The sequence below is a fragment of the Shinella sp. GW821-FHT10F02 genome (assembly GCF_058809275.1).
In genome coordinates, this window is record NZ_JBXASL010000003.1 from 505859 (window position 1) to 518172 (window position 12314).

A 12314-nucleotide genomic window follows, 5' to 3' on the forward strand; every position below is an offset into this window, starting at 1 on the left:
CGATGCGCGGCGCGGGCAGGCTTGATCGCGCCGCCAAGCCATGCGCATATCGTTTCCGTCAGGTGCCTGCGTTTCGCAGGAGAATCGGGAATCCGGTGCGGGCAAGAGCCTCAAGTCCGGAACGTGCCCAGCGCTGTGACGGGGATGGATCGCATCGTAAAAGCTTGAATCGATTCAGGCTTTTGCCACTGGTTGTTCAACCGGGAAGGCAGGTGCGGGCCGCGTGACCCGAAGTCAGAAGACCGGCCTGGCAAGATAGACCGAACCGCGCGGACGGCGGAAGGTTTTACGCATTGTTGGGGAGATGACGATGCGAGCCGAACCGTGCGACCGTCTGGTCCAGGCGGGCGCCTTTTCCAGCGAGGACAAGGCCGCCGTCTATCATGCCATCGAAACGCGCCGCGACGTGCGCGACCAGTTTCTGCCCGATCCCTTGCCGGACGATCTCGTGGGGCGCCTGCTGCACGCCGCCCATAGCGCGCCCTCGGTCGGCTTCATGCAGCCGTGGAATTTTTTGCTGGTGCGCAGCGAGGCGACCCGGCGCGCGGTGCATGCCGCCTTCCTCAAGGCGAACGCGGAAGCGGCGGCGATGTTCGACGCCGACCGTCAGGCGCAGTATCGCGCCCTGAAGCTCGAAGGCATCCTGAAGGCGCCGCTGTCGATCTGCGTCACCTGCGACCCGACGCGCGGCGGGACCGTCGTTCTGGGGCGCACGCACAATCCGCGCATGGATGTCTATTCCACGGTCTGTGCTGTGCAGAACCTCTGGCTTGCGGCGCGGGCGGAAGGGGTGGGCGTCGGCTGGGTCAGCATCTTCCACGACAGCGACATCCGGAACGTCCTCGGCATTCCCGAGCATGTCGAGATCGTTGCCTGGCTTTGCGTCGGCCTTGTCGATCGCCTCTATGCCGAGCCGGAGCTTGCGGTGAAGGGGTGGCGGCAGCGCCTGCCGCTGGAGGACCTGGTGTTCGAGGAGCGCTGGCCGGACGCGGGCGTTAGTTGACGCCGGCATCGGCCGGGCGGCCGAGATCGATGGCGGATTCGTTGGCCGGCAGGAAGACCGGGCCGACCGTGCGCACCTTGCTCTTCGCGGGGTCGTAGTCGCGTTCCTCGACCTTCACCGGCAGCTTGGCCGGCGTCTCGTCCTTCTTCGGCAGCGTGTGGATGGTGGTGATCGAGCCACCTTCCACGTCATCATCCCTGCCGGTGCTCGCCGTCTCGCTGCCCTTCAGCGCCTTCTCGCGCTTGATCATCTCCTGGTAATAGGCCGAGAGATTGCAGCCGCAGGCGCCGGGCTTGGAGAGGTCGCGCGTGCGGTAGGAGAAGGCGTTCGGCATTTCGTAATAGGGCCGGCCGGTGACCGTCGAGGTCATCTGGTCGGTCTCCTGGCCGCTGGTCATCGACTGGTAGAAAAGTTCGGTCTGCGTCTCAGGGCACATCATCGCGCAGACTTGCTGGTCGCGGCGGAAATCGAGCGGGGTTGCGCCCGACGAGATCGGGAAGAAGCCGCCGTCGCAGGTGCGCACGCAGACGGTGCGCAGGTTGCCATGGCCGGAGCCGCCGCCGAGCGAGCGCAGTTGCAGGCGCTCGCTGCCCTCCGGCGTGGTGCCGAGCGGGAGCGTGCGTTTTTCATCGAGCGTGCGCAGCGTTTCGGTCGCCGCGATCGGCACCACCTTCGCCTCGTCATTGCAGCCGTTGCTTGCGAGCAGCGCGGTCAGGCGGGTGCGCTTGCCCTGCGACGAGGTGCCGCCGGCGAATTCGCGGCGTTTCTTGTCGAGGATGTCGAGGTTGCGCGCCATCTTGCCGATGACCGTGGAGAGCGTGTCGCAGGCCGCCGCATTGGCGCCGCCGACGACGATGATGCTGCCGCCGGAGCAGCCGAGCCGGCGCTGGTCGCTCTTGGCCTTGCGCAACTGGATGTTCTGGCGGGCGATGGCGCCGGCATATTTGCGCGCGCTTGCCGTATCCACCACCACCTTGGGCAGGTTCGCAAGCTCCGCCTGGATCTGCTCGCACACCGCCGCTGCCGCCGTGCCGCCCGAAAACAGGAGCGGCAAGCCGGTCGCAACGGCAAACAGAAGGCGGGTCAAACCTTTCAAATCATCGATCCTGTGAAACTGTCGGGGCCGTGGTCCGGCCGCATAAGCATATCCTATCATAGGCTGCATGAAGGGAAGCGCAACGTGCTCCCGCATTTGTGATTAATGCGCGGCGGAAAATATGAGTTGCGTATTCATCTTTTTGCCAGCTGCCCGCAATTGATCTCGCCGGGGGCTTGGTGTAGCACTCTGCGCACATACAACAGCCGGTTATGCGCCCGTCGCCGCGCAGCCGCCGTTTGGCGGAAGACCGGCCCGTCACAGGCAGGTGAACATGCGGATTTCGTCAGTTTTGTTGAGCCCTTTCTACGCGCTCCAGCTCGCATCCGGCGCAAAATCCTTCGCCGACAATCCCGTCATCGGCAGCAAGTGGCTGAACCGCAAGGGATTGCACGAGAAGCGCGTCTCGCTCGCCATGCGCATGGCCGCCTGGCGCCGCACCAAGCTGGAAAAGCTCGTCGCCCCGGAATATCGCCGGCAATATGCCGAAAACGGCTTCGTGAAAATCGAAGACTTTTTGTCGCCCGAGGTTTTTGCCGCGGTGACCCGCGAGATCGCCGAGCGTGATTTCGAGCGCTACGACATGCTGCAGGGCGAAACCGTCACACGCCGCGCCATCATCGACGACAGCGACCTGGAAAGCCTGCCGGGCTTCAAGGCCGCGCGCAACGATCCGCGCGTCACCAATCTCCTGCGCTACGTCTCTTCGCATGACGGCCAGCCGCTGCTCGTCGTGCAGGTGGTCATGGCGCTGCCGTCGGTCATCACGCAGGGCTCGACGGACCCGCAGACCGCGCTGCACAGCGATACGTTCCAGCCGACCGCCAAGGCCTGGCTGTTCCTGCGCGATGTCGGCGAGGAGGACGGCCCGTTCTCCTACGTGCCGGGCTCGCACGAGATGACGCCGCAGCGCCTCGCGTGGGAGCGCCGCATCAGCGAGAACGCCGATTCGATCGAGAACAAATATTCCGCCCGCGGCTCGCTGCGCATCATGCCGGACGAGCTTTCGGCGCTGGGTTACGTCCAGCCGGTCAAGATGACGGTCAAGGCCAACACGCTGATCGTTGCCGATACGCATGGTTTCCATGCCCGCAGCCCGAGCTACAAGACGACGACGCGCATCGAGATCTACGGGTCGCTGCGCCGCAATCCGTTCCTGCCGTTTACCGGCCTGCACATCGCCTCGCTGCCCTTCATCGCGTCCGGCATGAACCGGCTGATCATCAATGCGATGGGTTTCCGCGCCAAGCTCGGCCTCAAGGGCTCGCCCTGGAAGGATGCCGGCAAGGGCAAGGCCGATGAATGGTCGAAGCGGCTGAAGCAGCCTTCGGCCTGACCCTCACGAATTGCCGGATCGGCCGTGCTGCCCTTGCAAGGCGGCCGGTCCGGCCCTAAATATCCGGCATCGTCAATGCCGACCGGATGGTGCACCATGGATTTCAACCCGACCACAAATCGACGTCGTTTTGTCCTCGGGGAATTTTCCATCCATGCCGCATTCCATCACGCTTTCCAAAATCACCTGGTCCACGCCTGACGGCCACACCCTCCTTTCCGATCTTGACCTGACCTTCGGCGCCGAGCGCGCCGGCCTCATCGGTCGCAACGGCGTCGGCAAGACGACGCTGCTGAAACTCGTTACCGGCGATTTGGCCCCGCAGGCCGGCACCGTCACCGTCGATGGCACGCTCGGCCTGTTGCGCCAGAGCGTGCAAGTCTTTGCCAACGAGACCATCGCCAGCCTGTTCGGCATCGTCGATGCCCTCGATCTGCTCGCCCGCGCCGAGCGCGGCGAAGCGGAGGCGCATGAACTCGCCGATGCCGACTGGACGCTGGAGACGCGGCTCAGCGCGGCGCTGGCGCGTGTTGGGCTCGAGGCCGCGCCGGAAACGCCGCTCGCGTCGCTCTCCGGCGGGCAGCGCACGCGGGCAGCACTTGCCGCGCTCATCTTCGCGGAACCGGATTTCCTGCTGCTCGACGAGCCGACGAACAATCTCGATCGCGACGGGCGGCGGGCGGTCATCGACATGCTGGCCGGCTGGCGGGCCGGCGCGATCGTCGTCAGCCACGACCGCGAGCTGCTCGAAACCATGGACGCAATCGTCGAGCTCACCACGCTTGGCGCCACCCGCTATGGCGGCAACTGGAGCGCTTATCGTGCCCGCAAGGCGCAGGAGCTTGCCGCCGCGCATCGCGACCTCGCGGATGCGGAAAAGCAGGCCGCGGAGGTGGCGCGCACCATGCAGACCATCGCCGAGCGCAAGGCGCGCAAGGACAGTGCCGGACGCCGCAAGAAGGCGAGGGGCGACATCCCGCGCATCATGCTGGGCGCGATGAAGGAGCGCAGCGAACTGACCAGCGGCGCGAACGCCCGGCTTGCCGAAAGCCGGCAGGGGCAGGCGGCGGAGGCCGTGGCGGCGGCGCGCGAGCGCATCGAAATCCTCCAGCCGCTCACCGTCAGTGTGCCGCCGACCCATCTCGCCGCGGGCAAGGCCGTGCTGAAGATGGAGGGCGTCATGGCCGGCTATCTGCCGGAGCGGCCCGTTATCCGTGACCTCTCCTTCGCCATGACCGGCCCCGAGCGGGTTGCCGTGACAGGGCCGAACGGTTCCGGCAAGACGACCTTACTGGGGCTCGTCACCGGAGACATCCAGCCATGGCAGGGAAGCGTGCGCCGCTTCACCGACTTCGCCATGCTCGACCAGCGCGTCAGCCTGCTCGATCCGGCCCTGTCGATCCGCGACAATTTTCGCCGGATCAACCCGGATGCCGATGAAAACGCTTGCCGGGCGGCGCTGGCGCGCTTCATGTTTCGCGCCGACGCTGCCTTGCAGGACGTCGGCAGCCTCAGCGGCGGGCAACTGCTGCGCGCCGGCCTCGCATGCGTGCTCGGCGGTGCCACACCGCCGCCGCTCCTCATCCTCGACGAGCCGACGAACCATCTGGACATCGACGCGATCGAGGCGGTGGAGGCGGGCCTGCGCGCCTATGACGGCGCGTTGCTGGTCGTCAGCCATGACGAACCGTTCCTGGAGGCGATCGGCATCACGCGGCGGCTGGAGCTTTTGATTGCACCTCTCCTCCGTCATGGTCGAGCTTGACCCGACCATCCACGCAGCGGGCGCCGCTTGGATCCTCGGGTCGAGCCCGAGGATGACGTCGAGAGTGGGGCGAGGTTCCGGCGGCGATCTGAACCGAGTGCACGACCTGGCCCTCCACCGTCAGGCGCGGCCGAAGCGTTCGATGACCTCGGCGAGCGGCACATGCCCCTTGAACGCGCTGGAGTTGGCCGGGGTTTCGCCGTCCTCCAGCGACGTTGCAAAGCGCACCGCCGGGTCTGCCTCCAGCCGGCGGCGGATGGCTTCGATGCGGGGCCAGCGGCTTGCCGGTGCCACCTCGTGGTAGTCCAGCCAGCGGGCGACGCCGATTAGCACGCCATCCGCCAGCGTTGGACGGTCGCCGACGAGGTAGGGTGTGTCGCCGAGCATGGCTTCCAGCTTGTCATGCCGCTCGATGACGGCCTTGCGGCCCCATGTGCGCAGCGATTGCTGCAACACCGGGTCCGGCGTCTCCATTTCGAGCGCCGACCAGAGCGGGCTGAAGGCGCCGGTGAAGCCGGTGTTGAGGTAGGCCATCAACTGGTGCATGCGATCGGCCTCGGGTGACGTGGGATCGAAGCTGATGCGCTGTTCCGTATCGCGGGCGGCGAACCAGTGGGCGATCGCCATGGTTTCGGTGATGACCCGGCCGTCGTCGGTGACGAGCGCCGGCGTCTCGTGCCGGGCGTTGAGGCTGGCATAGGACGGGTCGCGCATCTCGCCCAGCATGTCGACGCGGCAGAGCCTGTAGGGCTTGCCGAGCCATTCGAGGGACGAGACGAGACCCATGGAGCTTCCGGCGGGGAAGCCGTAGATGAGGATCGGTTCCAATGGTGTTCTCCGTGATTTCTGTTGACCACGCTGCGCAGCGACACTGGACCTAAGCGCTCTCCGCCCCCATGTAAATTACGCACATTTTTGTCACCACGCCGGAGCCCGCCATGAAGGATCTCGTTTCCCGTTGCCCGATCGAGGAGGTCATGCAGGTGCTCGGCGGCCGCTGGCCGACGCTCTTGATCTACTATCTGAAGGACGGCACGAAGCGGTTCAGCGACCTGCGCCGCGACAATCCCACGGTCTCGCACCGCATCCTGACGCTCGAACTGCGCAAGCTGGAACAGGCCGGAATCGTCGAGCGCACCGTCTTCGACGGCTATCCGCTGCGTGTCGAATACGACCTCACGCCCGCCGGCCACACGCTGATGCCGCTGGTCGATGCGCTGGGCGACTGGTGGGAGGCGCACGACGCGGCGCGTCCGGCCGCGCAAACGAAAACGGCCGCCGAGGCGGCGGCCGTTTCGTAAAGCGCAAGGATTTCCGATCAGACCGGGTAGGAGGCTTCCACCACGGCAAGCGCCGCCATGTTGACGACGCCGCGCGAGGTGGCGGACGGCGACAGGATATGGGCGGGAAGCGCAGCGCCGAGCAGGATCGGGCCGACATGCAGTGAGTCCGTCATGGTCTTGACCACGCCGAGCGCGATGTTGGCGGCGTCGAGGTTCGGGAAGACGAGCAGGTTGGCTTCGCCGGTCAGCGTCGAATCCGGCATGACGCGCTGGCGCAGTGCCTCGGAGATCGCGGCATCGCCGTGCATTTCGCCGTCTGCCTCCAGCGTCGGGTCCATGTCGCGCACCAATGCCATCGCCTTGCGCATCTTGAAGGCGCTTTCCGAATCGCGTGAACCGAAATTCGAATGCGAGACGAGGGCGGCGCGCGGCGTGATGCCGAAGCGGCGGATTTCCTGCGCGGCCATCACGGTCATCTGCGCCACTTCCGCGGCGGTCGGCTCGCAGGTGACGTAGGTGTCGGTGAAGAAGGTCGCGCCGCGCTGCGAGATCAGCAGGCTGAGGGCGGAGAAATTCAGCACGCCGCCCTTCTTGCCGATGATCTGGCTGACATCGCGCATGTGGCGGGCATAACGGCCTTCGACGCCGCAGATCAGCGCATCGGCCTCGCCGCGCTTGACGGCGAGCGCGCCGATGACCGTCTGGTTCGTGCGTACGATGGTGCGGGCGGCTTCGGGTATCACGCCCTTGCGGCCGACGATGCGGAAATAGTCGTCGACATAGTCACGGAACCGCGGATCGTCTTCCGGGTTCACCACTTCGAAATCCACATGCGGGCGCACGCGCAGGCCGTAGCGCTTGAGGCGCGTCTCGATGATGTGCGGGCGGCCGATGAGGATCGGCTTGGCGATTTCCTCTTCCAGCAGCACCTGGGCGGCGCGCAGCACGCGTTCGTCCTCGCCTTCGGCGAAGATCACGCGCTTCTTGGCGGCGTTCTTTGCTGCGGCGAAGATCGGCTTCATGATGAAGCCGGAGCGCCAGACGAAGCGGTTGAGCTGGTCGAGATAAGCGTCGAAATCGGTGATCGGGCGTGTCGCGACGCCGGTTTCCGCCGCCGCGCGCGCCACGGCCGGCGCGATGCGCAGGATGAGGCGCTGGTCGAAGGGCGAGGGGATCAGGTAGTTCGGGCCGAAACTCGGCGTGTCGCCGGAATAGGCGCGCGCGGCGACATCAGACACTTCCTCGCGGGCGAGCGCTGCGATGGCGCGCACCGCCGCCATCTTCATTTCCTCGTTGATCGTACGCGCGCCGCAATCGAGCGCGCCGCGGAAGATGTAGGGGAAGCAGAGGACGTTGTTGACCTGGTTGGGGAAGTCCGAACGGCCGGTGCAGATCATCGCGTCGGGACGCGCGGCGCGCGCCTCTTCCGGCATGATTTCCGGCGTCGGGTTGGCGAGCGCCATGATGAGCGGGCGCTCGGCCATGCGGGCGAGCAGTTCCGGCTTCAGCACGCCAGCGGCGGAAAGGCCGAGGAAGACGTCGGCACCGTCGATCGATTCGGAGAGCTGGCGCTTGTCCGTCTCCTGTGCGTAGACGGATTTCCACTGGTCCATCAGCGCTTCGCGGCCCTTGTAGACGAGGCCCTCGATGTCGTGCACCCAGATGTTTTCCACCTTTGCGCCGAGCACGACGAGCTGGTTGAGGCAGGCGAGTGCGGCAGCGCCGGCACCCGAGGCGACGATCTTCGCCTCATGCAGGGATTTGCCCGCAAGCTCCAGGCCGTTCAGCACCGCGGCCGCGACGATGATCGCCGTGCCGTGCTGGTCGTCGTGGAAGACCGGGATGTCCATCTTCTCGCGCAACTGGCGCTCGACCTCGAAACATTCCGGCGCCTTGATGTCTTCCAGGTTGATGCCGCCGAAGGTCGGCTCAAGCGCCGAGACGACATTGACCATCTCGTCGACGGTCGGCGCGTCGATCTCGATGTCGAAGACGTCGATGCCGGCGAATTTCTTGAAGAGAACAGCCTTGCCCTCCATCACGGGCTTGGAGGCGAGCGGACCGATATTGCCGAGGCCGAGCACGGCCGTGCCGTTCGAGACGACGGCGACGAGGTTGGCGCGGGCCGTATAGTCGGCGGCGGTGCTCGGGTCGTCGCGGATGGCGAGACAGGGGGCGGCAACGCCCGGCGAATAGGCGAGCGCGAGGTCGCGCTGGTTGCCGAGCGGCTTGGTAGGGGTGATCTCGAGCTTGCCGGGGCGGGGATGGCGGTGGAAGAAGAGAGCCTGCTGATCGATATCGCCGCTTGCGGGTCCGTCCTGCGTCCTCGATTTATCGCCCGTACTCATGGTGCTCCCTGTCATATGCTGTTTTCGTTGCGGCTCTTTCTGCCATGAAACCGCCGCTACGTGAAGTTTCCGGAACATTCCATAAAGCCGCAATCAGCGACCTGTGCAATGCCTATTTGCGGACCGGAAATGCATAGGTGTGTCATCAATTTGAAACAGGAGTCTGGTTTTCAACGGAGCCAAAGCCGCCCGTTATGAAGATGTTTGCGGCGGCCGGCCACCCGGAGACCAAGGCATGACTGCGACCCTCGCCGACCCGAATGTCCGTCATTTCCGCACGCTGTTCATCTCGGATGTGCATCTGGGATCGAAAGCGGCCAAGGCGGATTTCCTGATCGATTTCCTGCGTCACCATGAAGCGGAGACGATCGTGCTCGTCGGCGACATCGTCGACGGCTGGCGCCTCAAGCGCAACTGGTACTGGCCGCAGGCCTTCAACGACGTCACGCAGAAGTTCCTGCGCAAGGCGCGCAAGGGCACGCGCATCATCTATATTCCCGGCAACCACGACGAATTCCTGCGCGAATTCCCCGGCACGCATTTCGGCGGCGTCGAGGTGGCGCAGCGCATCATCCATGAAGGCGCTGACGGCAAGCGCTACCTCGTGCTGCATGGCGACGAGTTCGACGTCGTGGTGCGCCATGCCCGCGTCGTCGCCTATCTCGGCGACTGGGCCTATGACGCCGCCATCGCCATCAACGTCGTGTTCGCCGCGGTGCGCCGCAGGCTGGGGCTGCCCTACTGGTCGTTCTCCTCCTGGGCCAAGCAGCAGGTGAAATCAGCCGTCAACTTCATCGGCGAGTTCCAGAAGGTGGTGGCCGAAGAGGCGCGGCGCAACAATGCCGACGGCGTGATCTGCGGCCATATCCACCATGCGGTCATCACCGAGATCGACGGCATCCGCTACATCAACAGCGGCGACTGGGTGGAAAGCTGCACGGCGATCGCCGAGCATCATGACGGCGAGATGGAACTGATCACCTGGCAGAAGATTTCGACCTCGACTGTGCCGGTCGCGCTCGCGTCGCGCAGCATCGGCGCCGTCGAGCCTGCCGGGGCGGAGGCCGCCTGACGCGGCCTTCGAACATTGCCGCCGATTTCGGCGGCAATGGCGTCCGGTAGAAATAGCGGATTGGCGTACGTACATCGGCGTGCTAGAGCCCGGAGCGTCTCCCAACGCAGGTTTCCCGCCAATGACTGCCCCTTCCGGGTTTACCGTGACCTCAGGCGCGCCGCCGTTCTTCGCCGCGCGCATCGCCCTCGTTTTCTGTGCGCCGATGATGGTCAACGGCATTGCGCTGCCGTTCTTTCCGGTCTGGCTCGAAACCCTGTCGATGAGCGATTTCCAGATCGGCATCGTGCTGGCCGTGCCTTTGTTCGTGCGCGTCTTCACGGCGCCGGTGGCCGGTATCATCGCTGACCGGATTGGCGAGCGCTCGATCGTGCTCATCTGGTCGGCGCTGCTTTCGCTCGCAACCGCGATCGCGCTCTTTGCCACCGGCTCCTTCTGGCCGGTGCTGTTGCTCTACACGTTGCAAGGGGCCGTCTATTCGCCCTATGTGCCGATTACCGAGGCGATCATGCTGTCCGGCGTGCGGCGCTGGAATTTCGACTATGGCAAGATGCGGCTCTGGGGCTCGCTCGCCTTCATCGTCGCGACGATGATCGGTGGCTGGCTTGCGGGCCTTCATGGCGGCGCCATGGTGCTGCCGGCGATGGCGGCCGCCTTCGTGCTGACGGTGATGGGCGCCGTGATCGCGCCCAGGATCGGCAAGCCGCGCCGGCCTTCGCCCATCACTGCGATTGCCGAAGTGCCGCGAACGAGCACGCTGCGCCAAAGGGATGTGCAGCTCATGCTGATCGGCGTCTCCCTCGTCAATGCCAGCCACGCCATGCTCTTCGCCTTTTCGGCGATCTACTGGCAGAAGATGGGTTTCAGCGGCGTGGATGTCGGCATCCTGTGGAGCGCCGGCGTGCTGGCGGAGGTGGTTTTCTTCCTGTTTGCCGTCCAGCTCCGGCGGCGCTTCAATTTGTGGTCGATGATGATCTTCGGCAGCACGGTCGCCGTCGCCCGCTGGATCCTCTTTCCGATGGAAATGTCCTTCGCCGGCTACTTCATGCTGCAATGTCTGCACGCCTTCACCTACGCGATCATACACATGAGCGTGCAGAGCCGGCTGGTGGAGCGCGTGGCGGAGGAGCAGGAGGCGGCCGCGCAGGGGCTCTATTTCTTCTACACCGGCATCTTCACGGCGCTCGCCACCTTCCTGTCTGGCTATGCCTTCAGCTGGTATGGCGTGCAGGGTTTCTACCTGATGTCGGTCGTCGCGGCGGCCGGCCTCGTCTCGGTCATTGCCGGTCGGCTGGTCGCGCCAAGCGCTCAGCCCCAGAGCGTCGCTTCCGGCGGATAGACGGAGGAGCCCTCGTAGTGCAGGCCGGGTTCCCGGTCGCGCGCGAGCAGCAAGGGGCCGTCGAGATCGACGAAATCGGCGCCCTGCGCCAAGAGAACGGCCGGCGCCATGCCGAGCGATGTGCCGACCATACAGCCGACCATGATCTTGAGGCCATGCCGCTTTGCCGCCTCGCGCAGTGCCAGCGCCTCCGTCAGCCCGCCCGCCTTGTCGAGCTTGATGTTGATCGCGTCATAGCGGTCGACGAGGCTTGCCACGTCCTCGGTGCGGTGCACGCTCTCGTCGGCGCAGACGGGAATGGGGCGGGCGAGGCCGCGCAGGGCCGAATCATCGCCGGCCGGAAGCGGCTGCTCCACGAGGGCGATGCGCGCCTCGGCGCAGATCGAAAAATGATGGGCGAGGTTTTCCGCCGTCCAGCCCTCGTTGGCATCGAGGATGATGGCGCTTTCGGGCGCACCGGCGCGCACGGCGCGGATGCGCGCGGCATCGTCCACTGTCCCGACCTTGACCTTCAGCAGCGCCCGCCAGGCCTGTTCCGCCGCCTGCCGCTGCATGGCGTCGGGCTCGCCAAGCGAGAGCGTATAGGCGGTGACGAGCTTTTGCGGGGCGCTCGTGTTGATCACCTGCCAGGTCGGCACGCCGGAGATTTTGGCTTCGAGGTCCCAGAGCGCGCAGTCGAGCGCGTTGCGCGCCGCGCCGGCTGGCATGACCCGGGCAAGTTCCTCGCGGCCGACGCCGTCCTCGACTGCGCCACGCATCTCTTCGATGGCCGCCAGCACGCCGGCGACCGATTCGCCGTAACGCGCATAGGGCACGCATTCGCCCCGGCCGAGGAGGCCGGAAGCGCCGATCGTGCAGGTCACCACCTCTGCCATCGTCTTCGCGCCACGCGAAATGGTGAAGGTTCCGGCAATCGGGAAGGTTTCCGGCGTGGCGAGCAAGGTGCGGTGCATTGTGTCGATCCTGGCATGGTCCCCGAAAAAATCGAGGCGTGGCGCGGCTTTTGCCGGTTCGTTCGGTGACAGAGGGGCGGCGAGCCGATAAGACAGGCGCATGTTGTCCCCAGCACACG

10 protein-coding genes and 1 riboswitch are annotated in these 12314 nt (G+C 65.6%); of the genes, 6 read left to right on the forward strand and 4 right to left on the reverse strand.

Annotated features, from left to right (window positions below; genetic code table 11):
* Positions 1-43 precede the first annotated feature (43 nt).
* A riboswitch (cobalamin riboswitch) is annotated at positions 44-265 on the forward strand.
* A gap of 45 nt (positions 266-310) precedes the next feature.
* Entirely contained in the window at positions 311-1003 is a 693-nt protein-coding gene (bluB, locus tag AC1RWL_RS12230; protein ID WP_439627335.1) for a 5,6-dimethylbenzimidazole synthase, read from the forward strand.
* Here the strand turns inward: bluB and AC1RWL_RS12235 are convergent.
* Positions 996-2099 (reverse strand): DUF2865 domain-containing protein, encoded by a 1104-nt coding sequence (locus tag AC1RWL_RS12235; protein WP_493094609.1) that lies wholly within the window; start codon positions 2097-2099, stop codon positions 996-998. The two genes, bluB and AC1RWL_RS12235, sit on opposite strands and share 8 nt — an antisense overlap.
* 295 nt (positions 2100-2394) lie before the next feature.
* Here AC1RWL_RS12235 and AC1RWL_RS12240 point away from each other — a divergent pair, with 295 nt between their 5' ends.
* Positions 2395-3435: a phytanoyl-CoA dioxygenase family protein gene (locus AC1RWL_RS12240; protein WP_439627339.1), complete on the forward strand. Its 1041-nt coding sequence runs from the start codon at positions 2395-2397 to the stop codon at positions 3433-3435.
* A 154-nt stretch (positions 3436-3589) separates the two neighbouring features.
* The gene (locus AC1RWL_RS12245) at positions 3590-5200 is read left to right on the forward strand and encodes an ABC-F family ATP-binding cassette domain-containing protein (RefSeq protein WP_493094608.1); all 1611 of its coding nucleotides are present in this window, start codon (positions 3590-3592) and stop codon (positions 5198-5200) included.
* A gap of 120 nt (positions 5201-5320) precedes the next feature.
* Here AC1RWL_RS12245 and AC1RWL_RS12250 read toward each other — a convergent pair whose 3' ends face one another.
* Positions 5321-6028 carry a glutathione S-transferase family protein gene (locus AC1RWL_RS12250; protein ID WP_493094607.1) on the reverse strand — a complete coding sequence of 236 codons (708 nt, stop codon included), beginning with the start codon at positions 6026-6028 and terminating at the stop codon, positions 5321-5323.
* Positions 6029-6138: 110 nt separating this feature from the next.
* Here AC1RWL_RS12250 and AC1RWL_RS12255 point away from each other — a divergent pair, with 110 nt between their 5' ends.
* Positions 6139-6501, forward strand: coding sequence for a winged helix-turn-helix transcriptional regulator (locus tag AC1RWL_RS12255; RefSeq protein WP_256115641.1), 363 nt, complete (start codon positions 6139-6141; stop codon positions 6499-6501).
* A gap of 17 nt (positions 6502-6518) precedes the next feature.
* Here AC1RWL_RS12255 and AC1RWL_RS12260 read toward each other — a convergent pair whose 3' ends face one another.
* Positions 6519-8831: an NADP-dependent malic enzyme gene (locus AC1RWL_RS12260; protein WP_256115642.1), complete on the reverse strand. Its 2313-nt coding sequence runs from the start codon at positions 8829-8831 to the stop codon at positions 6519-6521.
* A 235-nt stretch (positions 8832-9066) separates the two neighbouring features.
* Between AC1RWL_RS12260 and AC1RWL_RS12265 the strand changes: the two genes are divergently transcribed.
* Both AC1RWL_RS12265 and AC1RWL_RS12270 read left to right on the forward strand, forming a co-directional pair.
* A complete protein-coding gene (locus AC1RWL_RS12265; protein ID WP_493094606.1) occupies positions 9067-9903 on the forward strand; it encodes a UDP-2,3-diacylglucosamine diphosphatase in 837 nt (278 codons plus the stop codon).
* A 121-nt stretch (positions 9904-10024) separates the two neighbouring features.
* Complete coding sequence (locus AC1RWL_RS12270; protein WP_493094605.1) at positions 10025-11242, forward strand: MFS transporter; 1218 nt, start codon at positions 10025-10027, stop codon at positions 11240-11242.
* On the opposite strand, the gene dgcA is transcribed toward AC1RWL_RS12270, so the two are convergent.
* Entirely contained in the window at positions 11212-12195 is a 984-nt protein-coding gene (dgcA, locus tag AC1RWL_RS12275; RefSeq protein ID WP_493094604.1) for an N-acetyl-D-Glu racemase DgcA, read from the reverse strand. The two genes, AC1RWL_RS12270 and dgcA, sit on opposite strands and share 31 nt — an antisense overlap.
* Positions 12196-12314 lie beyond the last annotated feature (119 nt).

What these genes read in the sequence shown, in the direction of transcription:
- bluB (WP_439627335.1), top strand. Translation starts at nt 311, where the DNA reads ATGCGAGCCGAACCGTGCGACCGTCTGGTCCAGGCGGGCGCCTTTTCC.
- AC1RWL_RS12245 (WP_493094608.1), top strand. Translation starts at nt 3,590, where the DNA reads ATGCCGCATTCCATCACGCTTTCCAAAATCACCTGGTCCACGCCTGAC.
- AC1RWL_RS12255 (WP_256115641.1), top strand. Translation starts at nt 6,139, where the DNA reads ATGAAGGATCTCGTTTCCCGTTGCCCGATCGAGGAGGTCATGCAGGTG.
- AC1RWL_RS12260 (WP_256115642.1), bottom strand. Translation starts at nt 8,831, where the DNA reads ATGAGTACGGGCGATAAATCGAGGACGCAGGACGGACCCGCAAGCGGC.
- AC1RWL_RS12265 (WP_493094606.1), top strand. Translation starts at nt 9,067, where the DNA reads ATGACTGCGACCCTCGCCGACCCGAATGTCCGTCATTTCCGCACGCTG.
- AC1RWL_RS12270 (WP_493094605.1), top strand. Translation starts at nt 10,025, where the DNA reads ATGACTGCCCCTTCCGGGTTTACCGTGACCTCAGGCGCGCCGCCGTTC.
- dgcA (WP_493094604.1), bottom strand. Translation starts at nt 12,195, where the DNA reads ATGCACCGCACCTTGCTCGCCACGCCGGAAACCTTCCCGATTGCCGGA.